Origin of the sequence: Drancourtella sp. An57, from assembly GCF_002161525.1 — a bacterium.
Taxonomy (GTDB): Bacteria; Bacillota; Clostridia; order Lachnospirales; family Lachnospiraceae; genus Sellimonas; species Sellimonas catena.
In genome coordinates this window covers 171,780-195,343 of record NZ_NFHY01000003.1, presented here as the reverse complement: position 1 = coordinate 195,343, position 23,564 = coordinate 171,780, and the positions used below count along the sequence as shown (strand labels likewise).

General features: G+C 45.4%; 22 protein-coding genes. 18 read left to right on the top strand and 4 right to left on the bottom strand.

Annotated elements, in window-relative coordinates; all coding sequences use genetic code 11:
• The first annotated feature begins 3 nt into the window (after positions 1-3).
• The 10 genes from B5G11_RS03845 (at position 4) to B5G11_RS03800 (ending at position 11,307) form a co-directional block, all read left to right on the top strand.
• The gene (locus B5G11_RS03845) at positions 4-942 is read left to right on the top strand and encodes a HAMP domain-containing sensor histidine kinase (RefSeq protein ID WP_087200715.1); all 939 of its coding nucleotides are present in this window, start codon (positions 4-6) and stop codon (positions 940-942) included.
• A gap of 75 nt (positions 943-1,017) precedes the next feature.
• Positions 1,018-1,710, top strand: coding sequence for an ABC transporter ATP-binding protein (locus B5G11_RS03840; protein ID WP_087200717.1), 693 nt, complete (start codon positions 1,018-1,020; stop codon positions 1,708-1,710).
• A gap of 3 nt (positions 1,711-1,713) precedes the next feature.
• Entirely contained in the window at positions 1,714-4,515 is a 2,802-nt protein-coding gene (locus tag B5G11_RS03835) for an ABC transporter permease (protein ID WP_087252232.1), read from the top strand.
• Positions 4,516-5,050: 535 nt separating this feature from the next.
• Complete coding sequence (locus tag B5G11_RS03830; RefSeq protein WP_242958909.1) at positions 5,051-5,680, top strand: TIM barrel protein; 630 nt, start codon at positions 5,051-5,053, stop codon at positions 5,678-5,680.
• Positions 5,681-5,878: 198 nt separating this feature from the next.
• Positions 5,879-6,295, top strand: a complete 417-nt coding sequence (locus B5G11_RS03825) for a pyridoxamine 5'-phosphate oxidase family protein (RefSeq protein ID WP_087200721.1) — start codon at positions 5,879-5,881, stop codon at positions 6,293-6,295.
• A 414-nt stretch (positions 6,296-6,709) separates the two neighbouring features.
• A complete protein-coding gene (locus B5G11_RS03820; protein WP_087200723.1) occupies positions 6,710-7,333 on the top strand; it encodes a CHC2 zinc finger domain-containing protein in 624 nt (207 codons plus the stop codon).
• Positions 7,269-8,636 carry a phage/plasmid primase, P4 family gene (locus B5G11_RS03815; RefSeq protein WP_087252231.1) on the top strand — a complete coding sequence of 456 codons (1,368 nt, stop codon included), beginning with the start codon at positions 7,269-7,271 and terminating at the stop codon, positions 8,634-8,636. The genes B5G11_RS03820 and B5G11_RS03815 overlap by 65 nt, the downstream gene beginning before the upstream one ends.
• Before the next feature lie 242 nt (positions 8,637-8,878).
• The gene (locus B5G11_RS03810; protein WP_144018242.1) at positions 8,879-9,079 is read left to right on the top strand and encodes a helix-turn-helix domain-containing protein; all 201 of its coding nucleotides are present in this window, start codon (positions 8,879-8,881) and stop codon (positions 9,077-9,079) included.
• Between the two features lie 92 nt (positions 9,080-9,171).
• Complete coding sequence (locus B5G11_RS03805; protein WP_087200728.1) at positions 9,172-10,314, top strand: tyrosine-type recombinase/integrase; 1,143 nt, start codon at positions 9,172-9,174, stop codon at positions 10,312-10,314.
• A gap of 120 nt (positions 10,315-10,434) precedes the next feature.
• The gene (locus B5G11_RS03800; RefSeq protein ID WP_087252230.1) at positions 10,435-11,307 is read left to right on the top strand and encodes an aldose 1-epimerase family protein; all 873 of its coding nucleotides are present in this window, start codon (positions 10,435-10,437) and stop codon (positions 11,305-11,307) included.
• Positions 11,308-11,474: 167 nt separating this feature from the next.
• Here the strand turns inward: B5G11_RS03800 and B5G11_RS03795 are convergent, their stop codons facing one another.
• The 4 genes from B5G11_RS03795 to B5G11_RS03780 are packed head-to-tail and all read right to left on the bottom strand — an operon-like array spanning position 11,475 to position 14,502.
• Complete coding sequence (locus tag B5G11_RS03795) at positions 11,475-12,023, bottom strand: DUF308 domain-containing protein (protein WP_087166815.1); 549 nt, start codon at positions 12,021-12,023, stop codon at positions 11,475-11,477.
• Entirely contained in the window at positions 12,024-12,968 is a 945-nt protein-coding gene (locus tag B5G11_RS03790; RefSeq protein WP_242958907.1) for a radical SAM protein, read from the bottom strand.
• 48 nt (positions 12,969-13,016) lie between these two features.
• The gene (locus B5G11_RS03785; RefSeq protein ID WP_087252229.1) at positions 13,017-13,787 is read right to left on the bottom strand and encodes an HAD family hydrolase; all 771 of its coding nucleotides are present in this window, start codon (positions 13,785-13,787) and stop codon (positions 13,017-13,019) included.
• A 13-nt stretch (positions 13,788-13,800) separates the two neighbouring features.
• A complete protein-coding gene (locus B5G11_RS03780) occupies positions 13,801-14,502 on the bottom strand; it encodes a helix-turn-helix transcriptional regulator (RefSeq protein WP_087252228.1) in 702 nt (233 codons plus the stop codon).
• 209 nt (positions 14,503-14,711) lie between these two features.
• On the opposite strand from B5G11_RS03780, the gene pepT reads away from it, so the two are divergent.
• From pepT to speB, 8 genes are all read left to right on the top strand, one after another.
• Entirely contained in the window at positions 14,712-15,932 is a 1,221-nt protein-coding gene (pepT, locus tag B5G11_RS03775) for a peptidase T (protein WP_087166818.1), read from the top strand.
• Between the two features lie 13 nt (positions 15,933-15,945).
• Entirely contained in the window at positions 15,946-17,451 is a 1,506-nt protein-coding gene (locus tag B5G11_RS03770) for a YfcC family protein (protein WP_087252227.1), read from the top strand.
• Positions 17,452-17,508: 57 nt separating this feature from the next.
• Positions 17,509-18,885 (top strand): dipeptidase PepV, encoded by a 1,377-nt coding sequence (pepV, locus tag B5G11_RS03765; protein WP_087252226.1) that lies wholly within the window; start codon positions 17,509-17,511, stop codon positions 18,883-18,885.
• A 180-nt stretch (positions 18,886-19,065) separates the two neighbouring features.
• Positions 19,066-19,521, top strand: coding sequence for a ribose 5-phosphate isomerase B (rpiB, locus tag B5G11_RS03760; RefSeq protein WP_087252225.1), 456 nt, complete (start codon positions 19,066-19,068; stop codon positions 19,519-19,521).
• Between the two features lie 20 nt (positions 19,522-19,541).
• The gene (locus B5G11_RS03755) at positions 19,542-19,964 is read left to right on the top strand and encodes a hemerythrin family protein (RefSeq protein ID WP_087166822.1); all 423 of its coding nucleotides are present in this window, start codon (positions 19,542-19,544) and stop codon (positions 19,962-19,964) included.
• A gap of 443 nt (positions 19,965-20,407) precedes the next feature.
• Positions 20,408-21,862 (top strand): aminotransferase class I/II-fold pyridoxal phosphate-dependent enzyme, encoded by a 1,455-nt coding sequence (locus tag B5G11_RS03750; RefSeq protein ID WP_087166823.1) that lies wholly within the window; start codon positions 20,408-20,410, stop codon positions 21,860-21,862.
• A 3-nt stretch (positions 21,863-21,865) separates the two neighbouring features.
• Positions 21,866-22,729 (top strand): polyamine aminopropyltransferase, encoded by an 864-nt coding sequence (speE, locus tag B5G11_RS03745; protein WP_087166935.1) that lies wholly within the window; start codon positions 21,866-21,868, stop codon positions 22,727-22,729.
• Positions 22,707-23,564 (top strand): agmatinase, encoded by an 858-nt coding sequence (gene speB / locus B5G11_RS03740; protein WP_087166824.1) that lies wholly within the window; start codon positions 22,707-22,709, stop codon positions 23,562-23,564. The genes speE and speB overlap by 23 nt, the downstream gene beginning before the upstream one ends.

The window sequence follows — 23,564 nt, the reverse complement described above, 5'->3', positions numbered from 1 at the left end:
AAAATGTATTTGACAACATTGCTTTCTTTTTTGATCGGAATCATCATGGGCGGATGTGCCGTATATATCCGCCAGAAGAAACTGCGCATGGAGGAACTGAAAAAAGCAGCGTCTATGACGGAGGATATTCTGGCAGGCAGAAAACTTTTTGTGTCTTCTCCGGGTGATGAACTTATGCTATCCAGGATCGAAAATCAGCTGGTACGCATTCAGGAGATGTTAGAGGGTAGGAGAAAAGAAGCGGAAAAGAGCCGGGATGAAATCCAGAAACTGATCTCCGAGGTTGCCCACCAGATGAGGACGCCGTTGGCAAATATTGAAAGTTATACCTGTCTTTTGGGGAATGCAGTCGAGGATGTGCTGACGGGGGAGAAAGAGATGGAACAGATCAGCGGGCAGTACATATCTTCCCTGGAAGAAAGTGAAAAGAAATTGCATTTTCTGGTAGACAGTTTCGTGAAGATGGCCCGCTTGGAACACCATGTCATTCAGATCCGTAAAAATGAATGTGATCTGTGCAGGACGATCCAGAACACCTTTGGCCAGATCCAGAACAGGGCGGAGGAAAAAGAAATTCAATTTCACATTGACATGCCGGAACGGGCAGTCTGCAGCCACGACCCTAACTGGTTGGGTGAAGCGATCTATAATATTCTGGACAATGCGGTGAAATACAGTGGACAGCGGGGGATTGTCGAAGTTATATTGGCGCAGAATGAACTGTATTTTAAGTTACAGGTCCGGGATCACGGAATTGGAATTGAAGAGGGGGAAGAAAATCTGATTTTTCGTAGATTTTATCGGGGACGGCGTGTTACCATCCAGGAAGGATTTGGGATTGGGCTTTACCTTGCAAGAGAGATCATCCATTTGCACGGAGGATTTCTGACGGCAAAGAGGGCGGATTTTGGACTGATCATGGAAGTAAATCTTCCTTTATAAGATTAATCATGGATTTTGTCAGTAATTTGTAAGATTTACTGTATATACTGAAAAAACAAAAACAGGAGATTTGATATGGATATGATAAATGCAGTAAATCTGAAAAAATATTATGTTACAGATACTTATGAAGTTCATGCTTTGGATGGAGTCTCGCTGACGGCTGAGGACGGCGAATTCCTTGCGGTGGTCGGAACCTCGGGCAGCGGAAAGACAACACTTCTGAATATGCTGGGTGGTTTGGATGTACCCGATTCCGGGGGAGTCTGGATCCGGGGCAGCAGTCTGAAGGATATGGACCGGGAGGAGCGCACAGTCTTTCGGAGACGGAATATTGGATTTGTTTTTCAGCAGTATAATCTGATTCCGTCTCTCAGTGTTTATGAAAATATTGTACTTCCCCTCAGGCTGGACGGTCAGGGCGTGGATGAAGGTTTTTTTGAAGAGATTACTGGTCTTTTGGGTCTTTCGGATAAATTAGACCGGCTGCCAGGCACTCTCTCCGGAGGCCAGCAGCAGAGAACGGCAATCGCAAGGGCGCTTCTTACGAAACCGGCGGTTCTGTTGGCGGATGAACCTACGGGAAATCTGGATTCTGTTACCGGCATGGAAGTGACGGGACTTCTGAAATCCTGCGCTTCCAGATTCCATCAGACCATGATCGTTGTGACGCATCAGGAGGCGGTGGCCCAGATGGCAGACCGGATCCTCCGGATGTCAGATGGACGGATCTGTGAGAACTGCGGGAAGTTCACACAGGAGGGGTAGCTTATGGAAAGAAAAAATTATACCCCGAATGATAACCGGAATGTGATTCGTATGCTCTCTGTCCGGTACGCCGGATCGACCAAAGGAAGAAACAGGATTCTTTTTCTGGCTGTAGTTCTATCTGTCGTTACGCTGACCATGGTATTTGGCATCACCCGCGGAAAGATCCGTGCGGAGGAGATGCGCACAATCCGGACAGCCGGCACGGCGGCATCCGGGACAGTGGAAAAAGGAAGTACATCCCAGTATACCCGTTTAAAATCCTTGAGTTATATAGAGCAGGCAGGAAGATGCATGACGGTAGGACCGGCAGAGCCAGCAAAAACAGATACTGTTCAGGAGAATACAGAAAAGTCGGTCTGTACAATAAAATGGGTGGATACAGATGCCTGGGAAAAGCTGATCTGTCCGGCTTATACAAAAATCTATGGAAGTTATCCTGAAAAGGAACAGGAGATTATGCTTTCAGAAAAGGTTCTGGTAGCTTTTGGAATAAGGAATCCACAGAAAGGGATGGAAATACAACTTACGGTTTCTTATGGATTATTTCAAACTTCAGATGAAACCTTTATCCTGAGCGGATGGTTTGCCGATCATGGTATTGAGAATGCGCCGGGGTACATTTCGGAGAAGAAACTGGCCGACTGGGGAATTCGGTCAAAGGAAGAGGCGGATCTGATTTTCCGCCAGTCAGACCGCCTGGGATGGCAGGAGACAGAAACGCGTTTATATGAAGATCTGCAGATGAGAAATCAGGAACAGAAGATTACTGTAAGCGACACTGCGGTACATCAGGCTGTAGAAGGTATTATGGGCGGTTATGAAATAGCAGTTCTTGGGACAGTGATCGTTCTGTGCGGCATCTTTTTTCTGTGCCACAATGTACTGCAGATTTCCATGGCGGGAGACATTCGGCAGCTGGGGCTTTTAAACACGATCGGAGCAACACAGAAGCAGGTTTCAAAAATTTATTCCCATCAGATTTTGCAGATTCTTGTCCCCGGGACAGCGACCGGCGCTGCATTATCGGCGGTTTTGCTGGCAAGAATTATCCCGACGGTCCTGAGCAGTGAGTATCTTCGGAAGATTGGCGGCGGGGAGGGACTCCGCATTTTTCATCCGGTAATTTTATTACTGGCGATTTTCTTTACAGACGGAATTGTTCTGGCTGCGTCGGCCGGAGTAATCAGGAGAACAGTGAAAATGTCCTGCGCGGAAAGTATCCGCTACACAGAAGTATCGGCCGGGAAACGGCCGGGATCCCGGTATCAACAGAAAAGGAATTCTGTTTTCGGAAAAAAGAAACGCAGTCCAGCCGGGGAAATCCGTTATCTGGCTGGAAGAAATATTGCCGGTTACAGGAAACGGTTTATCATGACGGTACTTTCCCTTTTTCTTGGATTGGAAACGTTTATCTGGGCAGTTGTGATCACGTCCGGAAGCGATTATGAACATGTAATTGAAAAACGGCCGGATTTTCTGATCGCAGGGCAATTCAGTGCATGGGGGCGAGAGAGGGGATACGGGGAAGAATATCAGACCCGGGACGCCGGCCAGGACCCTATGCTGACCGAAGGGAGTTTCTTTGCTCTGTTGTATGATAATGAATATGATGAATTTTCACCGATATCTTCGGATGTCAGAAAAAAATTGATGGGTATCGATGGTTTGAATCTGGAAGAATCGTATATTATGGAAGGCGCTTATCTCGATACGGTTATTTCGAGAAAGGGAATTAAACCTCTGAACGAATCTTCTGCCGGTGACAAGGAAGATCAGGAAATGCTCGAAGGATGGTCTGAAGACGTGGTTCAGATCCTCGGGGACGATGAAATCGAATTACTTACAAAATACGTGAATGACAAAGATCTTGCGGTTGATATGGAGTCCTTTGCAAGTGGTACTGGAGTGTTGATTCTTCACGATCATGCGTTGTCTAAGGGACAGGAACAGTTTGCGCAGGAAAGCGTGGGAGAGCCTGTATATTTTGAAACCTTGCGGTCAAGAGCAGACCAGATCTGGTGGAGCAGTATGACCGATACAGAACGAATGGAACAAGGGGAAGAAGGTAATTTTCAGACAAGACAGTCTGAAGAATTCAGCCTGTGCGGCTATCTGGATAACCAGGCGGATGATTTCCCTGATATTCGCCAGACCTGGCATGGTTCAGAAGGAAATCTGTACTTTCTGATTAGCGAACAGGGGTTTGAAAAAATACCTACAGAAAAGAAAACATTGTACATGGAGCTGGAGATTGACCGGGAAAAAGAATCAGCGGTAAATGCTGAAATCCAGAAGATTATTTCAGAAGAGAATCAGCGCCGGAGCTTGATGACAGAGACTTCTTATGACAGGGGAAGCGGAGAAGCCGGAATCTTCTGTATCAGTAAATCGGATCTCATGAGCGAAGCGGCATCGTATATTCAAGGGAACAGGATGATTCTTGGCAGTATAAGTGTTGTTCTTCTGCTGGCAGGTTTTACAAATTATTTCAATATCATGGTCACAGGTTTTCTTACAAGGAAAAGGGAACTGTCTGTGATGGAGAGTGTAGGTATGACAGAAAGACAGAAAAGAAAACTGATCATAGCTGAAGGTAGTTATTACTGTCTGTTCACTGCCGGTCTGTTACTGACTATGGGGATGGCTGTGCTGATTCCGGTTCGATATTATATGGAACAGAGGCTTTCCTATTTTGTGTTCAGCTGGCCGATATGGGAAGTGATGATTTTGATCGGTGGACTTATTGTAATAAACCATGTAAATGCATGGGTAATATGTCGGATGAGGAAAGCAAAAAAATAGGAATATCAAATCAGTTTCACTTGCGCTCTTTGGATGGTCGGTTTCTTGACAGGGCAGGAATTTGGGTCATGTTTCGGTATCATTTTTTGAAATTTTCGTAGGTTTACATGAGCTTTTTTGACGGCGGGTATAGTCAGCTTAGGATTATTCTGCCGATTGCTTTAACTGATGATTTTGTAGCATTTCGGTGTCGTTTCTGAATATAGTTACCGGGGTAAGTTATTGCGGACGCTATCAGTTATAAGTGTAGCTGATCAACGAGGGCTTGGGGAAATCGTAATCCCCAACAAGATGCCGACCACGGATCATACAAAAGACAGAAAATCTGTTTTTGTATTACCGGGGTGGATCTTGCCCTTATAAAACTGCAAGCTCTCTCATTTAATATAACTAAAGGCAGAAAAAATTCGGGGAATGCTTGAGAAAAAATAAAAAGATGTATCCAAGTATCAGAACAGTTTGAAAATTATAGTGATTTATGAAAAAATAAAGTATAATCAAATTAACGAATTCGGATTTATAAAGGGGACTGACTATGGTAGGAATCTATGATTGTTTCGGTTATGGTGGTAGTTTTGATGTGTCTTTTGAAGATAGATACAAATTAATAAAATGGGCTGGATTTGATTGCGTGATGTTATGGTGGAGCGACAAGTTCGGAAGGGGGACGGGATATCAGGAGGACGTTCGCCTTGCCCAAAATGCTGGATTGGAAATAGAGAATATGCACACACCAGTCCATGAACAGAATCATTTATCATCAGATGATTTGAATGGAGAAAGCGTCTACCAAACATATCTCCAGTGTGTAGAAGATTGCGTCGACTTTCATATCCCTACAATGGTGATTCATCTACCCGATGATCAATATCCGGTTAACGAACTGGGGTTAAATAGATTGCAGAATATTATTCATAAGGCAGAAAATGAAGAGATTCAAATTGCCTTTGAAAATTTAGCAAATATAAATAATCTGGATCGTGTGTTGAATACTTTTCAGTCAAAATTTGTAGGCTACTGTTATGACAGTTGTCATCATCAAAACCATGCATCTGATATTGATTTGCTGAACAAGTATGGTAAACGTTTAATGGCGTTACATTTGCAGGATAATGGAGGAAAGCATAATCAGCATCAGCTTCCTTTTGATGGTAATATTGATTGACAAGAAGTCATGAGGAAAATAACGCTCACAGGCTATCAAGGTGCGACAACTCTGGAACCTATGAATTGGGATTATGAAGATTTATCTATTCAGGAATTTTTAGTTTGTGCATATCAAAGAGCAAAACAGTTAGATGATATGAGAAACCTGTAAAGTCCAGTTTATGAAACTGAATAAATAAGAAAAGGAGATGGTCTTGTGAAAAAATTGAGTGAAGATGCTGAAAAAATAATGAGGGAACGTTTTGGAAAAGATACCATTATTGCATTGGCAACAATAGAAAATGCGGTGCCTTTTGTGCGTTATGTAAATGCCTATTATGAGAATGGCGCGTTTTATATTATTACATATGCACTTTCAAATAAAATGAAGCATATAAAAAACAACCCTGCTGTTGCAATAGCCGGGGAATGGTTTACAGCACATGGAAAGAGTATCAATTTGGGATATTTTGGGAAAGAGGAAAATTATCAAATTGCCGAGAAATTGAAAAATGTATTTTCTGAGTGGATTGACAATGGACATAATAATTTTGATGATGAGAATACAATAATTTTATGCATAGAATTAACAGACGGGCTGTTACTCTCGCATGGAACAAGGTATGAGTTTTAGTTCTCAACTTTCGGTTTGAGGAAATGAATTATGTTTTAAAGAAGAACGGTTTGAAAATCTTCTCAAAAATATGCTGGAATAGTTAAAATATGTTGAAAGTAATATTCTATATGAGCCGGGCGGCACGAAACTGCCCGGCTTTTAATATGCGTAAATTTACTCCTGCAATTCTATATAGATTTTTAAAAAATTATTCTTTTCGTTTGTAAAACGCCCATCCTCTTCCCTTATAAGTGAAGGGAAAAATATTTGGGTGACAAAAGCGAGGATCATATTTGATTCCTGTATCGTAAAAAAATAATTAAGAAATTTGAGTTCACCTTGTAAAATTCCCCCTCCCCGTTGGGTTAAGTGAAGGGAAAAATATTTTTTTCCTTTCAGAGACTGTCGATAAATGAAAGGAAGGGATATGAAATGAACGTATTTGAAGCAGTCAAAAACACTGTAACGGCAAGGCAGGCAGCTGAATATTACGGGATCAAGGTGACGAAAAATGGAATGGCATGCTGTCCGTTCCACAGAGACAGACATCCCAGTATGAAACTGGATCAGAGGTTTCATTGTTTTGGTTGCCAGGCGGACGGAGATGTGATTGATTTTACAGCTGCATATTTTGGATTATCTGTCCGGCAAGCTGCCGAGAAATTGGCAAAGGATTTCGGAGTCCGGTATGAGGTACAGCGTCCGCCGGACAGAGGAAAATGCAAAAGGATTGTGACAACAGCATCACTGGAGCGGAATTACGGGAAACTGGAACGGATCTGTTTTTCTATTCTCGGGCAGTATCGGGAGCAGCTTCAGTTTTGGAAAGAACTTTATGCACCAAAGAGACCGGATGAAGAATGGGTTTCCAGATTCTGTGAAGCTCTGGACAGGCTGACCAGAGTTGAGTATCTGATGGATGTCCTGTTGTATTCACCGCTGGAAAAACGGGTGGAACTGCTGTTGTCCGCCGGAAAGGAGATTACGGGGTATGCAGGAAGACTTCAAAAGCCTGAAACCGGAACAGCTGGAAGCTCTGAAAACACTTCTAGGTAAAACGGACACTGCGGAGTCATCCGAATTTGCGGACTGGTTCGATGGAAATAAGATTGATGAGATTGCTCTCTGTGAATATCTGCTCCGGAAGAAAGAACGGAAATGTATTCACGGCAGGCTTTATGATCTGGATGGTGAGATTGAAGATGAAACCGCCCGAAAAGAAATTTTAGATGAGATCCGGCCTTATCAGAAAACCAATGTTGCCAAAACTGTAGAGCGTATCCTAAACACGCTGAAATTAATGTGTCAGTGTGAAAGGCCGCCAATCAGGGAAGACAGGATTCATTTCCACAACGGGACGTATCATCTGGCAGGATATTTTTCAGAAGAAAAAGAATGGACAATGAACCGGCTCCCTGTCAGATATAATCCGGGCGCTCCGGCGCCGGAGAAATGGCTGGCTTTTCTGGATGACCTGTTGGAAAAAGAGGATATTCCGGTACTTCAGGAATTCATGGGTTATGTGATGATCCCCAGCAACCGCGGTCAGAAAATGCTTCTTATGATTGGAAAAGGCGGTGAAGGGAAAAGCCGGATCGGACGGGTGCTGCGGGCTATTCTAGGAGACAACATGAATACAGGGAGCATTCAAAAACTAGAGAATGACCGGTTTAACCGTGCCGACCAGGAAGGAAAACTTCTGTTCATGGATGATGATATGAGGACAGAAGCCCTGCCTTCCACAAACAATATTAAAAGCATCGTCACGATGGAGGATAAGATTGATCTGGAAAGAAAAGGGAAACAGAGTGTACAGGGGATTTTGTATGTGCGCATTATCTGCTTTGGTAATGGTTCACTGAAATCCCTCCATGATCAGTCCTATGGATTCTACCGCAGACAAATTCTCCTGACGACGAAAGAGCGTCCTGCTGACCGGAAGGACGACCGGTATCTGGGGGACAAACTGATCCGGGAGGCAGAAGGAATCGCGCTGTGGTGTCTGGAAGGGCTTCACAGGCTGATTCGGAACGGATTTGAATTCAGCATCAGCGACCGGGCAAAGAAGAACCTGAAGGATCTAATGGAAAATGAGAATAACATCATTTCGTTTCTGAATTCTTCCGGATACGTGAGAAGGGCAGAAGGAACCTATGCCAGCTCCAGACAGCTCTATTTTGCCTATCGCAAGTGGTGCGAAGATAATCTGGAAAGACCCAGGGCAGAGAATACCTTTAAGAAGTATCTGAATGAGAATGCACAGCCGCTGGGGCTGACTTATGATAAGAATCTTCCCGGGAACAACGGGAAGACAGTACGCGGGTTCCGTGGGATCCATGTGGCAATCCGTACAGAGTAGTGAAAAATAATCCAGGCGTTTCAGGCATTCCAGGTGGGTAAAAAGGAATTACTTTTTATTTTATAATTTATTTTTCTCTAAAGAGTGAAAATAAACCGCCTGAACTGCCTAAACCCTGAAAAATAAAGCAAAATTGAAGTTTGTAAATTGCCTGAAGACTGCCTGGGAAGTGTCTGAAAGTATAATGTATTAAGACGGCTTCTTCCTGTCAGGTATTTTTCAGGAGGGAAGGAGATATATTTATGACCAATATCCCAGTAAGGGAAAGAAAAATAGAAAAGCAATTATTGAATATTAAGGAAATTTGTCTTTATCTTGGAATCGGGCAGACGAAAGCCAGGGAACTGGTAAGAGGGAATAATGGCTTTGGCGTTCAGATCGGGAACAGATGGTATGCTAATAAAAAAGAACTGGACAGATGGCTTGAAAAAAATACGGCATAAATATCGCGGATTTAAACAAATAAACAGGAACCTGTGGTATAGTAAAGTATGGGTAAACAGGTTCCTGTTCAATGTGAAGAAAGGAAATATTTATGGGAAAATCATTGAACGGGAAAGAACTTGGAAAAGGAATCACACAAAGGAAGGATGGAATATATCAGGCCAGATTTACGAACAGATTCGGAAAGCGCCAGACGCTGTACGCCTCTACAGTGACAGAAATCACAAAGAAGTTGCGGGAAGAGCAGTTCAACGATGATAAACAGCTCAACGTAATTTCGACCGGTATGACCCTGGATGAATGGTATGAAAAATGGATCACAACATGTAAGAAACATTGCAGAGATACAACAAAAAGGACCTATGCAATCCAATACAACCGCCTTCGTGAGAGCCTGGGCTGGAGAAAGCTGACCAGATTAAATCTGATCATACTTCAGGATGCATTTAATCAGCTGGCTACAGACGCCATGCGGTGCGATTGCAAAGCGCTTCTTGTAGATATGCTCAACAGGGCTGTGGAAGCGGATCTTCTACATAAAAATATTGCAGTCGGCATAAATCCGATTATCGAAAATGAATATAAAGAAGAAAAGCGAATTCTCAGCGATGCGGAAATAAATATTATCCTGGAAGAGTCTAAAGGCGGGCAGCTGTATCCGTTTTTTGTGGTCGCTCTGGGAACCGGAATGCGTATGGGAGAAATCCTCGGACTAACCTGGGATTGTATTGATATGGAAAATGGCACAATACTGGTAGATAAAACACTGTGTTATCTGCCGGAAGACGGGAAAGCTATATATGAATTTCATCAGCCGAAAACAAAAGCCGGGAAGAGAATGATTCCGATGACAGTAGAAGTCCGGGATGTTTTTCAGGAAATGAAATTGCGAAAAGAGCGTATTGCCGTTCGCCATAATCCCCGCATCGGAATGGAAAACCTTGTGTTTTGCAGCAAGACAAACAATCCTATCAATGAGGCAAATATCAGAGGAGCTCTTCGTTATCTGATTAAAAAAATAAACAGAAAGTATCCGGATCTGAATTTTGAACCCTTCACCCCGCATGGTTTACGGCACACGTTCGCTACGAAAGCTATTGAAAAAGGCATGCGTCCCAAAACATTACAGAAGATTCTGGGGCATAATTCCCTGCAGATGACAATGGATCTGTATTGTCATGTGGAAGAGCATACCTTAAAGGAAGAGATGGCGTTGATAGGAAAAGTGGTGTAGTAGTGGTGTATTAAGGGGCACAGTATATGGAAATGCCTTGCTAGACGGGGGATGCAGGGCATCAGCCTGAAGTTTTATATTTTTCAGGTCTGTCGTGACCGGTAAAAGGAGGAACAGTCTATGTTTTGTTTGAAAAATGAAGAACTGACACTGGAAATCGCTTCTCATGGAGCGGAGATGAGGTCTTTAAAGGACAATCAGACCGGACAGGAGTATCTGTGGGATGCGGATCCGGCTTTCTGGAAACGGACGTCCCCGGTGCTTTTCCCTCTGGTTGGAAACTACCGGGATAAGGAGAGTATCTATGAGGGAAAGACGTATTCGATGTCGCAGCATGGCTTTGCCAGGGATATGGATTTTACTGTGACGGAAGAAGCGGAAAATGAAATCTGGTTTGAGCTGCATGAAACGCCGGAAACAAAGGAAAAGTATCCGTTTGATTTCTGCCTGTCCATTGGTTACAGACTGGAAGGCAGAAGTGTGAAAGTGATGTGGAAAGTGGAAAATACAAATGAGAAGACAATGTATTTTTCCATCGGCGGCCATCCGGCGTTTGTCTGCCCGATTTCCGGGAAGGGAAAACAGACGGATTACCGGCTGCGTTTTGACGCGGAAGGTCCGGTGGTCTCCAGCCTCATCGGAGAGGGCAGCCTTCTGACAGAGGAAAAGGCCGAATATCAGCTGGAAAATGGAGAAATGCAGATCGCAGAAGACCTGTTTTCAAGAGACGCGCTGGTTATTGAAAACGACCAGGCACACAACGTAGCTCTTGTAGATCCGGAAGGAAATGCCTATGTGACAGTTGAGTTTGACGCACCGCTCTTTGGAATCTGGGCCCCGAAAGGCGGCAAGGCTCCGTTTGTCTGCATAGAACCGTGGTACGGAAGATGCGACCGGGCGGACTTCAGTAAGAAGCTGGAAGAAAGAGAATGGGGAAATATGCTGGAACCGGGCAGAATCTTTGAGAAATCCTACACGATCACAGTAGGATAAACCGCAAAATAGAACAATAAACTCAGCAAATCAAAAATAGAAAACAGAGGTGCCGGAGCTTTTCTGTACGTAATACCCGTACGAAGAAGTCCGCACCTCTGTTTTTCTATTGTGATGAGAAACTGTCCCGAATTTCAAATCGTTCTAAAGTTTCAGAATATTTCAAATTAGAGATATTTTCGATACAGATAAATTCCCCACAGATCGAAGCATCCGTCTGCCAGCAGTGTAAATCCGAGAAAACGGACAAAGAGAATCGTCGTCTCAAACGGATTGGCAATCAGAATAAGTCCGAAAAGTGCCAGCACCAGTGCCAGAATCAGGGAAATCCACCATCCGTCATAGTCAAGTCTCCGCAGTCGAAGTGACCGCTGAAGGATTCCGATGGCATCCAGCAGAATAATGATCCCAAGGACAAATGGCAGAATGGAAAGAATAATCCGCGGCTGTACCAGGCAGACGACTCCGACGACAATCAGAATCACGCCAAGAATCAGATCCATCTGAAAGGCGGATTCATATTCTTTTCTGCGCAGATAGGAGAACAGTCTGATTCCGCCGTAAAGCAGAGCTGCAATGCCGAGAAAGATGCAGAACAGACGGGTCAGTTCGGTTGGCTTGATCAAAAGTACAATTCCAAGTACAACATAGAGAAACGCCAGTATGTTGTGGCTGAAATGGAGCGTATACTCGTCTCCGGAATGTTTATATTTCATTTAGATTCTCCTTTCTATTCCTTCCAGATTAAAAGCAGGAGTGTACTCCTCCTTTGCGCTGGATTTTTCCTGCATATATCCATCAGTCAGTCCGAGGCGGACGGCCTCGTCCAGAACCTTTTCGTATTCGTATGTTGTGATCCGCCGGTTGATTTCCGGATAATCGGATGCGTGGTAAAAAGGTGTATACTGGCTCATCAGGCTTAAAAGGAAGCTGCCCTTTTCCAGATGGTCCGCCATCCAGTGCAGAAGACGGATCGAATCAGCTTTTTGTCCCGGAAGAACCATATGGCGCACAATGACGCCTTTCTCCAGAACTCCCTGCTGGTTAAACCGGGGAATGCCGGTCTGGCGGATCATTTCCGGAATGGCCCTGGATGCATAGAAAAAATAATCTCCTGCACGGGAATATTTCTGCGCAATGCCTGTATCATAGTATTTCAGATCCGGAAGAAAAATATCAATATAACCGGAGAGAAGCTGAAGGCTTTCCAACCGTTCATAGCCGCTGCAGTTATAGACAACAGGAACCCGGATCCGGCCTTTAACCAGATCTAATGCAGAAACGACAGACGGCAGGTACTGGTCTGCAGTGACCAGACTGATATTTTCTGCCCCCTGTTCCTGAAGATCCAGAAAAATCCGGGCAAGTTCTTCCGTGGAAATCTTTTTCCCAAATCCCTCCTGACTGATCTGATAATTCTGGCAAAAGCAGCATTTTAATGTACAGCCGCTGAAAAATACAGTTCCGCTTCCTCCGGATCCGCTGATACATGGCTCTTCCCAGAAATGAAGGGCGGCTCTGGCTGCCGTGATTTCATCGGTACATCTGCAGAAACCGGTCTTGCTGGTCCGGTCGGCATGGCACATTCGGGGACAGAGCGTGCAGTCCTGATACATGAGCTTCAAATCCATCCCGGAGGATGGATGCGGTACAGTCGTCATAATATATTCCTCTCTTTTTTGCAAATTCCGGTAACTGTGCAGACAGGTTTATAAAAGGGTTCGGATGACCTCTTCTACCGAAGAAGTCTGATGTGCGGCGTAGCGCTCCACCCCTTTTGCACAGGTATCCATCGCATAGCTGTTTGGAGTGAATGCAAGCATCTCAATATCATTATACTGATCGCCGAACGTCATACATTCCTCCGGACGGATTTCAAGAGCAGAGGCGATAGCCGCAAGTCCGGTTCCCTTATCTGCATTCGGTGCAATAAAATCAAACCAGATATTTCCGGAGGTGACAATTTTAATACGATCCTGATACTTTTCGCGGAAATATCCGAACGAACGGTCTGCACCGTCAAAGTTACAGATTGCAACTTTCAGGCACAGAGCATCCAGCTGTGTCAGATCATCTGCAAGCTCCACATCATAGTGGACATGATTTTTAATATGGTCGTAAAGACGGTCATTTCCTTTTTCAACGTAGCACTTTTCCGGGCTGGAATAAAGAAGCGAGCAGTCCGGCTGACGGCGTGCTGCCAGAATAATTTCGTTGGCAAGATCCCGGTCAATCTGGCCGGAAGCAACCATTTTTCCCTCATGCATACAAAGAGAACCGTTTTCCGCAACATAGGAAATTTCATCCTGAAGCGGCGCAAAGAGACGGCGGATATTGGCGTACTGGCGGCCGCTTGCAGCGACAAAATGAATGCCTTTTTTCCTGAGGGCAGGAAGCAGTTCAAAAACTTCCGGAGATAGAGCCTGCGCTCCGTTTTTCAAAAGCGTACCGTCAAGGTCGCTGGCGATTAATCGTATCATGACAAATTCCTCCTTATCTGACATTACGGACCACAAGACAGTGTGACTGCTTCAGTTCCCGGAAGTCTTCTCTGGAAAATGTTAAAAGGTCCATTAAATGTTTTCTGTCCGTAAGTTCGCTCCGGGACAGAACCGTTTTAAAAACAACAGGGAGCATAGTATAGTTTGAAAGCCCGGAGACAAGTCCAAGCTGCTGGTTCGAGTTGACCAGATTTTTTACGCAGGAAATCATAACATGCTCAGTAGAAGAAATCTGGTTGTGAAGGATATAGGTTCCGAGGAATCCGTTTTCAGAGTAGTCTCCAGTATAAAAGCCGCTGCAGCTTCCGGGATTTTTAAAATCGCGGACATCATTATAAAGATGAACGCGGTAAGGATCATCAGGAGAAACCGGAGGATACTGTTCAATAAGGCTGCGGACAATCTCCTTTTCAGAACCGCTGTATGTATACATATATATAACCTCGGCATTATGATCAGTCTCAGAATGCTCATTAGAAGGAACCGAGGTGCCGGAAAGAAGGGCAGACGGTGAAATACGGAGAATTTTTGCCGTTTCAAGAAACGTTGTCATATCCAGGGAAATCTCGCCTTTTTCATATTTGGAAATCGTTGAGATGCTTTTATGGAGTTTATCGGACATCTCTTTTAAAGTCATATTATAGGCGGTACGATATTTTTTTATATTTTGTCCGATGATTTTATTGACATCCATATCAAAAACCTTTCATAATAATCGATTATTTTATGAAAAATGCACAAAGAGCTTGGTGCTGAAAAAATTAAGCAGGAATCTTTGTGCTTTTTCGACTGAGCCTATAATATCACGAGAAAAATTTTCGTGTCAAGAAAACGAAGAAGATTTGCAGGAAATACGTTCAGCTTATAAAATAGTTCCAGATAAAAACGGAAGGAGAAAAAAAGATGCAGGTAGAAGAGAGGCTTATGAGGTACATTGCAGTCAAGACGCCGTGTGATGAAAATGCAGACTGTGTACCGACAACAACATGTCAGTTTGAACTTGCAAAGATTCTTGTTGAGGAACTGAAAGAGCTCGGAATCGAAGATGCAAAAGTGGATGACCACTGCTTTGTATATGGTACATTAAAGGCAACGAGCGGATATGAAAACAGGAAGAAAATCGGGTTTATCGCCCATATGGATACTGTATCCGAATTCTGTGAAGGAGAAATCACCCCGGTCCGTATCGAGAATTACGATGGGGAAGACGTAAAGCTGAAAGAATGCGGACGGGTAATCAGCACAGAGGATTTTCCTCACCTGAAAGAGTGGAAGGGAAGAACCCTGATTACTTCAGACGGACATACCATTCTTGGGGTGGATGACAAGGCCGGAATTGCTGAGATCATGGAGATGCTCCGAATCATCATTGAGGAGGAGATTCCGCACGGACAGATCAGTGTGGCCTTTACTCCGGATGAGGAGTGCGGAGCAGGGGCGGCATACTTTGATTTTGACGCCTTTGATGCCGAAGTGGCTTATACTCTGGATGGAGATGGCGAGGGAGAAATTCAGTACCAGAATTTCAATGCCTGTGAAGCAAGATTTTCAGTAGAAGGGAAAAGCGTCCATCCGGGATCAGCCAAGAACGTGATGATCAATGCGGTACTTCTGGCAGCAGAAATCAATCAGATGCTCCCGAAATATGAAACGCCGAGATATACAGAAGGATATGAAGGCTTTTATCATCTTCTGACCATTCACGGAGATGAAAGCCATGCGGTAATGGAGTATATTGTACGTGACCATGATGAGACAAGTTTCCGTGCAAGAAAGGAAACACTCCGGCATATTGAAAAATCCATGAATGAAATCTGGGGTGAAGGAACTGTTTCCCTTGAACTGAAAGATGAATATAAAAACATGGAATGTATTGTAAAAGATCATTTTTATCTGATCGAAAATGCAAAAAAAGCATGTGAGCTGGCAGGAGCCGTGCCTGTCATCTGCCCGATCAGGGGAGGTACGGATGGATGCAAGCTTTCTTTTAAAGGGCTTCCTTGTCCGAATCTTGGAACAGGAGGACATGGATATCATGGACCGCTGGAGCATGTATCGGTAGAAGGAATGGAAAAAGCGGTACAGATTATTGTAGAACTTGTAAAAATATTTGCAGAAAAGTAGAGGAAAACAGGATATGGAAAAGAAAAAGAAAAAGCTGTCGTTCCCGTCAGCATTAACCGTGTTGTTTATTGTTTTGATTTTTGCGGCGATCCTGACAGCGGTTGTGCCTGCGGGTCTGTATTCCAAGCTGGCTTATAACGCACAGACGGAAATGTTTGAAGTTACAAACCCGGAGGGCGAAATCACGGAAATGGATCCTACCCAGGAGACGCTGGATGAACTGGGAGTTACCGGAAATCTGGACAAATTTCTGGATGGAACCATCAGCAAACCGGTTGCGATTCCGGGAACTTATGAAACAGTAGAACAAAACCCGCAGGGAGTTTTTGAAATTCTTCTGGCACCAATCAGCGGGGTATATGATTCGATTGATATCATTCTTTTTATCTTTGTTCTTGGTGGATGTATCGGTGTCCTGAATTATATGGGAGCATTCAATTCGGCGATTGCGGTTCTGTCAAAGATTACAAAGGGAAAGGAATACATTCTGATTGTCCTGATTACGATTATTATTGCGGCAGGAGGAACAACGTTCGGACTTGCGGAGGAGACGATCGCTCTGTATCCGATTCTGGTTCCCGTCTTTTTGGCGGCGGGGTATGATGTCATCGTGTGTATCGCAGCGATCTATATGGGATCATCGATCGGAACCATGTTCCCGACGATTAATCCGTTTTCAGTAGGAAACGCATCCAATGCGGCGGGAATCAGCCTGGCGGACGGAATGGGATTCCGTTTCGCGGCATTGATCATCGGTGTGATTATTACACTGGTTTATATTCTGCGCTATGCGAAAAAGGTAAAAGCGGATCCGACAAAATCCATCTGCTATGATCAGTACGAATATCATATGAAAAAGTTCGGGCATCAGGGGGAGGTTCCGGAATTTACAGGACGCATGAAACTTTCTCTGGCCGTGTTTGGAATTACTTTTGGAGTGCTTGTATGGGGACTGGTTGCAAAGCAGTGGTGGTTTGACAGCATGACCGCACTCTTTCTGGCGTGCGCGATCATTCTTGCCTTCACCTCCGGAATCGGAGAAAAGAACTTCATGGATCAGTTCATCGGCGGAGCAGCCGACCTGATGAGCGTGGCACTCGTTGTCGGTGTTGCCCGCGGAATTAATATCATTCTGGAAAATGGGATGGTGTCGGATACAATTCTGGCATTCTTCTCCGGAGCAATCAGCGGAATAAATCCGGTTCTGTTTATTATCCTGATGATGCTTGTATTTATCGTGCTTGGATTTTTCATTTCCTCTTCATCGGGACTGGCAGTGCTTTCTGTGCCGATTATGGCACCGCTTGCGGACACGGTGGGTGTATCCAGAGCGGCGATTGTTTCTGCTTATGCATACGGGCTCGGACTGATTTCCTTTATTACGCCGGCCGGACTGATTCTGGCTTCTCTTGCCATGGTAGATGTAACATACGATAAATGGCTGAAATTTATTATGCCGCTGATGGGAATCATGGCAGGATTCAGTGCGGTAATGCTTGTAATTCAGCTGTTCCTGTAGCGGATGACCAAGTCAGGGGACAGCAAGAGTGTCCCCTGATGGAATAGGGAGGACAAGATGGATTTTGAAAAAAAGATCAAAGATGACAGAGAAAGTCTGATCCGGGATATTATGAAGCTTGTTTCCATAGACAGTGTGGAAAGTAAACAGGCGGAGGGAATGCCGTTTGGAGAAGGTCCTGCAAAGGCACTTCAATGTTATCTCGGCCTGGCGGAGGCAGCAGGTCTTCAGACAGAAAATTTTGATAATTATGCAGGACATGCGGATTATGGAAACGGGGAAGAAACAGTCGGAATTCTGGGACATGTGGATGTTGTCCCGTGCGGGGAAGGATGGATCTGTGATCCCTTCCGGCCTCGGATTATAGATGGAAAACTATATGGAAGAGGTGTGCTGGATAATAAAGGACCAATGGTGGTATGTCTCCATGCAGTAAAAATTCTAAAGGAAATGGGGATTCCTTTGAGCAAAAAGATCCGTCTGATTGTAGGAGCGAACGAAGAGACAGACTGGAAATGCATGGATTATTATTTTGGAGTAAAGAAAATGACTCCTCCGCAGATTTCATTCACGCCGGATGCGGAGTTCCCTTTGAATCATGCGGAAAAAGGGGTGTTCCAGTACCAGCTTGTGACAGACCTGAAGGAAAAGATCGAACTTTCCGGAGGCAATGCATACAACTCGGTAGCGGAATCAGCATCGGCTCTCCTTCCGGCAGGTTTGGAAGAAACGGTGCGGGAGCGGATGCCAAAGTGGGAAGAAGCAACCAGCTGTAAAATCAGCTGTGAGACAGAAAAGCAGGGTGTGAGGCTGTCTGTCCGGGGATTTGCGGCCCATGCGGCCAGCCCGGCTAAAGGGATCAATGCGGTCAGCGGGATGATGTACATGATTGCCGATCTGGGACTGGAAGGGGAACTTTCAGAGATTGCCCGGTGGTATATGAAGAATATTGGATTTGACCTTCAGGGAAAAGGTCTTGGAATCGCTCTTTCCGACGAGATCTCAGGGGCTCTAAGCTTTAATGTGGGGAAAGTGGAAGTCATTGATGGAAAACTGATCCTGTCCATTGATAACCGGGTTCCGGTTACATACAAATGTAAAGAAGTGCAGGATCTGCTGGAAAAGAATCTGGAAGGAAGCCGGTTCCGGTTTGAAAATCCTCAGATTACAGAAGCAATCTATGTGCCAAAAGACAGCTTCCTTGTAACCACACTGATGGATGTTTACCGGGAGATAACACAGGATTATGACGCAGAACCACAGGTGGACGGAGCGTGCTCCTATGCGAGAGCACTGGAAAACTGTGTAGCGTTTGGGGCTATTCTTCCTGGACAGCCGGATCTGATGCATCAGAAAAATGAATATCTGGAACTGGACAAACTGGATCTGTGGATGAAAATCTATCTGGAGGCAATCTACAGACTGGCACAATAAAGCTTCATGAAGACAAGAGCTGCACGGAAAAGATACGTGCGGCTCTTGTCGGGTTTCGGGAGAGTTATGAAATTTCGAGTTTTAGGAAGAAAAGATAGGACGGTACAGTTGTCAAAAAAATACAAAACAAGTATAATAGAACCAGAGTGAGGAAAATCACCAGAACAGAAAGGAACGAGTATGAAAATAGGAATTGCAAATGACCACGCATCTGTAGAGATGAAACAGCAGGTTGTGGCATATTTAAAAGAAAAAGGATATGATGTAGTAAATTATGGCACGGACTCCACTGAGAGCTGTGATTATCCGGTCTATGGTGAGAAAATCGGACATGCGGTGGCATCCGGGGAAGTGGATTTTGGAATCGCGATCTGCGGTACCGGACTTGGAATTTCCCTTGCGGCAAACAAGGTCCACGGAATCCGGGCTGCCGTCTGCAGCGAACCGTACACCGCCAGACTGTCAAGACAGCATAACAACGCAAATATTCTTGCGTTTGGTTCCCGTGTAATTGGAATTGAACTTGCTAAGATGATTATCGACGAATTTCTTGGCGCTGAATTCGAAGGCGGCCGCCACCAGAGAAGAGTCGATATGATCATGGATGTAGAAAGAAGAGAGTCCAAACTGGATTAATCAAAAAGGAGGAAAAAAAGATGTATGCAGTATTTGATGAAACTCTTGTAACCGGAAATGAGATGATTGACGCTCAGCACAAGGAACTGATCGGAAAGATCGCAGACCTGGAAGAAGCCTGCGAGACACACAGAGACAAGGCGACAGCAGTGAAGCTTCTTAATTACCTTGCTGACTACACAGATTTCCACTTTGCAGCGGAAGAAAAGCTTCAGGAAGAGATTGCTTATCCGGGGCTGGAAGAGCACAAGGCAAAACACGAGGAATTCAAGCATGCGGTAGAAGATCTGCATGAAATGCTGGAAGAAGAGGAAGGCCCGACAGATGCGTTTGTCAAAGCGCTCAATGAGACCGTGACAGACTGGCTGTTCCGCCATATCAAGGGATTTGACCGCTCCGTGGCCGAATACAAAAACATGAGACAGAACAGTGAAAATTTATAAAAATAACTATTGTATATTCAGATTTAGCGTGTTAGAATAAACGCGTATGGAAAGCAGATATTCGTAAAGTTCTCCATGCAAATATTTTCTTAGCGGCCGGAGGCTGCATTATTGATTGAGTTAGAAGCTCAAATTTTATAAGTTGGTTACTTTATAACCGGTGTGCAACAGCATACACAACTTGTGAAACGGTCAATAAGAGTAGTAAAAGTAAAAATATTTGCTATATAGACTCTACGCCAATATCTGTCTGAATATGCGATAAAACTGTATATGTATCCGCACAGTTTCTTTGACTGTGTGGAAAGAAGATAGAGAAGACACAAGTAAATGGTATGTATGCCGTCTGCCTGTGTCTTTTTGTTTTGCGGAAAACTTTCTCTCAGAAGGAGTTCCGGCCTGGATCAGGGCAGGCATATCAATACGTAAGGGAGTAAGTGGAAATGGAGATGTTATCACAGAAGAGAGCGCCGATCTACGAGGCGCTGGAACGGTTCCGGAAAATGAGAATCGTGCCGTTTGATGTTCCGGGCCACAAACACGGACGTGGGAACCCGGAACTGGTGGAGCTTTTGGGAAGCAAGTGTGTCGGTATTGACGTCAATTCGATGAAGCCGCTTGACAATCTCTGCCACCCGGTTTCTGTCATCAAGGAGGCGGAAGAGCTGGCAGCGGATGCATTTGGAGCGGCGCATGCCTTTCTGATGGTTGGCGGGACGACATCGGCAGTGCAGAGCATGGTGCTGTCCTGCTGTAAAAAGGGCGACAAGATTATTCTGCCGAGGAATGTCCACCGCAGCGTCATCAATGCGCTTGTGCTCTGCGGAGCAAAGCCGGTATATGTGAATCCGGATGTGGATCATCATCTGGGGATTTCTCTTGGAATGAAGGTATCCCAGGTGGAAAAGGTTATCCGGGAGAATCCGGACGCGGTGGCAGTGTTTGTGAATAATCCGACCTACTACGGTATCTGTTCGGATCTGCGCACGATCGTAAAGCTTGCCCATGAATACAATATGCTCGTACTTGCCGACGAGGCACATGGAACCCATTTTTATTTTGGAGACGGACTTCCGGTTTCTGCCATGGAAGCGGGAGCGGATATGGCTTCGGTCAGTATGCATAAATCCGGCGGAAGCCTGACGCAGAGTTCCTTCCTTTTGACAGGACCGAATGTCAATGCAGGATATGTGCGCCAGATCATCAATCTGACCCAGACGACAAGTGCGTCCTATCTGCTTCTTTCAAGCCTCGATATTTCCAGGAGGAATCTGGCGCTTCGCGGGAAAGAAGCATTCGCAAAGGTGGCGGAACTTGCCGAGTATGCGAGAAAAGAGATCAACCAGGTCGGAGGATACTATGCGTTTGCAGGAGAGATGAAAAACGGAAGCAGTGTGTTTGATTTCGATCCGACCAAACTTTCGGTACATACGCTGGACATCGGCCTTGCGGGGATCGAGGTGTACGATATTCTGCGGGATGAATATGATATTCAGATTGAATTCGGGGATCTTGGAAATATTCTGGCATACCTTTCCATCGGAGACAGGAAGCAGGAAGTGGAGCGGCTTGTCAGCGCCCTTGCGGACATTAAGAGACGGTATCAGAAAGACAAGACAGGAATGCTTTCACAGGAATATATTCCGCCGAAAGTTGTGATGACTCCGCAGGAATCCTTCTATGCAGAGAAAGAATCCCTCCCTCTGGAAGAGACGAGAGGACGGATCTGCAGCGAGTTTGTGATGTGCTACCCTCCAGGAATCCCGATTCTCGCACCGGGCGAGGAGATCACCGATGAGATTATTGACTATATTGTCTATGCCAAGGAAAAAGGATGTTCCATGACCGGGCCGGAGGATGAGAAGATCGAGCGGCTCAACGTACTGAAGGAGGAATAAAAAATGGAAATGTGGTTTTCAGATGAACATACGGACCATGCCAGACTGTCCCTTCGTGTGGAACGGCAGCTGTTCAGCGCCGAGAGCGAATTCCAGCGGATCGATGTGCTGGAATCGACGGAATTCGGCAAGGTTCTTGTGGTGGACGGAGATCTGATGCTGACGGAAAAGGACGAATTCATCTATCATGAGATGATTACCCATGTACCGATGGCAGTCCACCCGGATGTGAAAAAGGTGCTCGTTATCGGCGGAGGCGACGGAGGCGTTGTCCGGGAGCTGATTAAATACGAGACGATCGAGACCATCGATGTGGTGGAGATTGATCCGCTTCTTGTAGAGGTCTGCCGGAAATATATCCCGGAGATCGCCTGCAGCCTGACGGACCCGAGGGTGGCAATCTACCATGAGGACGGTCTGCGGTTTATCCGCTCCCGGACCGATGAATACGATCTGATTATCATCGATTCCCCGAATCCGTTCGGACCGGGCGAAGGATTGTTTACAAAGGAATTTTACGGAAACTGTTATAATGCCCTTCATGAAGACGGAATCATGATCAATCAGAACGAGAGTCCGTTCTATGCAGAAGAAGCGTACCAGTGCCAGCGGATGCACAAGCGGATTGTGGAAACCTTTCCGATCTGCCGGGTGTACCAGGCACACATTCCATCCTACCCGTCCGGACACTGGCTTTTCGGATTTGCGTCAAAACGGTATCATCCGCTGGATGACTTAAACGGCGTAGCATGGAAACTTCGGGGAATCAGTACGAGATATTATGCACCGAGGCTTCACGCGGGTGTGTTTGCCCTTCCGGTGTATGTGGAGGAACTGTTAAAAGATGTTGAAGAAAAACGTAATTAATTTTATCGGATGTGATGCAGAGTATGAGGATGCCAAGGTCGTCCTCTACGGTGCGCCGTTTGACTCTACCACATCCTACCGTCCTGGAACAAGATTTGCAGGACAGGCCATCCGGAATGAGTCTTACGGACTTGAGACATACAGTCCGTATCAGGACAAAGATCTTCTGGACTGCCATGTCTTTGACAGCGGTGATCTGGAACTTGCCATCGGGGATTCCGAAAAGGTGCTTGCTGCCATTGAGGAGCGTGCAGGTGAAATTTTAAAGGACGGAAAACTTCCGTTTCTGATCGGAGGAGAGCATCTTGTGACCCTTGGAAGCATCCGGGCCGTGGCAGGGCAGTACCCGGATCTTCATATCATCCATCTGGATGCCCACACGGATCTGAGAGAGGACTATCTGGGTGTGAAACTTTCCCACGCCTGCGTCATCCGGCGCTGCTGGGAGATTTTGGGAGACGGAAGGATCCATCAGTTCGGAATCCGCTCCGGGGAAAAGGAAGAGTTTTCCTGGGCGGCAGAGGGACATACAAACCTGCATCCCTTTGATCTGGAAGGGCTGGAAGAAACGATCGAAAACCTGAAAGGGAAGCCGGTTTATTTTACGGTGGACCTGGATGTCCTGGATCCGTCGGTATTTCCGGGGACAGGAACGCCGGAACCGGGCGGAGTCGATTATATAACGCTGCAGAGGGCAGTGACCGCTGTCTGCAGCAATGTGAACCTTGTAGGGTGTGACGTCAATGAGCTGTGCCCGCCGTATGATGCAAGCGGGGTGTCCACAGCCGTGGCATGTAAAATTATCAGAGAAATGCTGCTGGCAATCGGCAGGTAA

Coding starts and splice junctions, on each gene's coding strand:
- B5G11_RS03845 (WP_087200715.1), top strand. CDS start 4: ATGTATTTGACAACATTGCTTTCTTTTTTGATCGGAATCATCATGGGC.
- B5G11_RS03840 (WP_087200717.1), top strand. CDS start 1,018: ATGGATATGATAAATGCAGTAAATCTGAAAAAATATTATGTTACAGAT.
- B5G11_RS03835 (WP_087252232.1), top strand. CDS start 1,714: ATGGAAAGAAAAAATTATACCCCGAATGATAACCGGAATGTGATTCGT.
- B5G11_RS03830 (WP_242958909.1), top strand. CDS start 5,051: ATGGTAGGAATCTATGATTGTTTCGGTTATGGTGGTAGTTTTGATGTG.
- B5G11_RS03820 (WP_087200723.1), top strand. CDS start 6,710: ATGAACGTATTTGAAGCAGTCAAAAACACTGTAACGGCAAGGCAGGCA.
- B5G11_RS03815 (WP_087252231.1), top strand. CDS start 7,269: ATGCAGGAAGACTTCAAAAGCCTGAAACCGGAACAGCTGGAAGCTCTG.
- B5G11_RS03810 (WP_144018242.1), top strand. CDS start 8,879: ATGACCAATATCCCAGTAAGGGAAAGAAAAATAGAAAAGCAATTATTG.
- B5G11_RS03805 (WP_087200728.1), top strand. CDS start 9,172: ATGGGAAAATCATTGAACGGGAAAGAACTTGGAAAAGGAATCACACAA.
- B5G11_RS03800 (WP_087252230.1), top strand. CDS start 10,435: ATGTTTTGTTTGAAAAATGAAGAACTGACACTGGAAATCGCTTCTCAT.
- B5G11_RS03795 (WP_087166815.1), bottom strand. CDS start 12,023: ATGAAATATAAACATTCCGGAGACGAGTATACGCTCCATTTCAGCCAC.
- B5G11_RS03790 (WP_242958907.1), bottom strand. CDS start 12,968: ATGACGACTGTACCGCATCCATCCTCCGGGATGGATTTGAAGCTCATG.
- B5G11_RS03785 (WP_087252229.1), bottom strand. CDS start 13,787: ATGATACGATTAATCGCCAGCGACCTTGACGGTACGCTTTTGAAAAAC.
- B5G11_RS03780 (WP_087252228.1), bottom strand. CDS start 14,502: ATGGATGTCAATAAAATCATCGGACAAAATATAAAAAAATATCGTACC.
- pepT (WP_087166818.1), top strand. CDS start 14,712: ATGCAGGTAGAAGAGAGGCTTATGAGGTACATTGCAGTCAAGACGCCG.
- B5G11_RS03770 (WP_087252227.1), top strand. CDS start 15,946: ATGGAAAAGAAAAAGAAAAAGCTGTCGTTCCCGTCAGCATTAACCGTG.
- pepV (WP_087252226.1), top strand. CDS start 17,509: ATGGATTTTGAAAAAAAGATCAAAGATGACAGAGAAAGTCTGATCCGG.
- rpiB (WP_087252225.1), top strand. CDS start 19,066: ATGAAAATAGGAATTGCAAATGACCACGCATCTGTAGAGATGAAACAG.
- B5G11_RS03755 (WP_087166822.1), top strand. CDS start 19,542: ATGTATGCAGTATTTGATGAAACTCTTGTAACCGGAAATGAGATGATT.
- B5G11_RS03750 (WP_087166823.1), top strand. CDS start 20,408: ATGGAGATGTTATCACAGAAGAGAGCGCCGATCTACGAGGCGCTGGAA.
- speE (WP_087166935.1), top strand. CDS start 21,866: ATGGAAATGTGGTTTTCAGATGAACATACGGACCATGCCAGACTGTCC.
- speB (WP_087166824.1), top strand. CDS start 22,707: ATGTTGAAGAAAAACGTAATTAATTTTATCGGATGTGATGCAGAGTAT.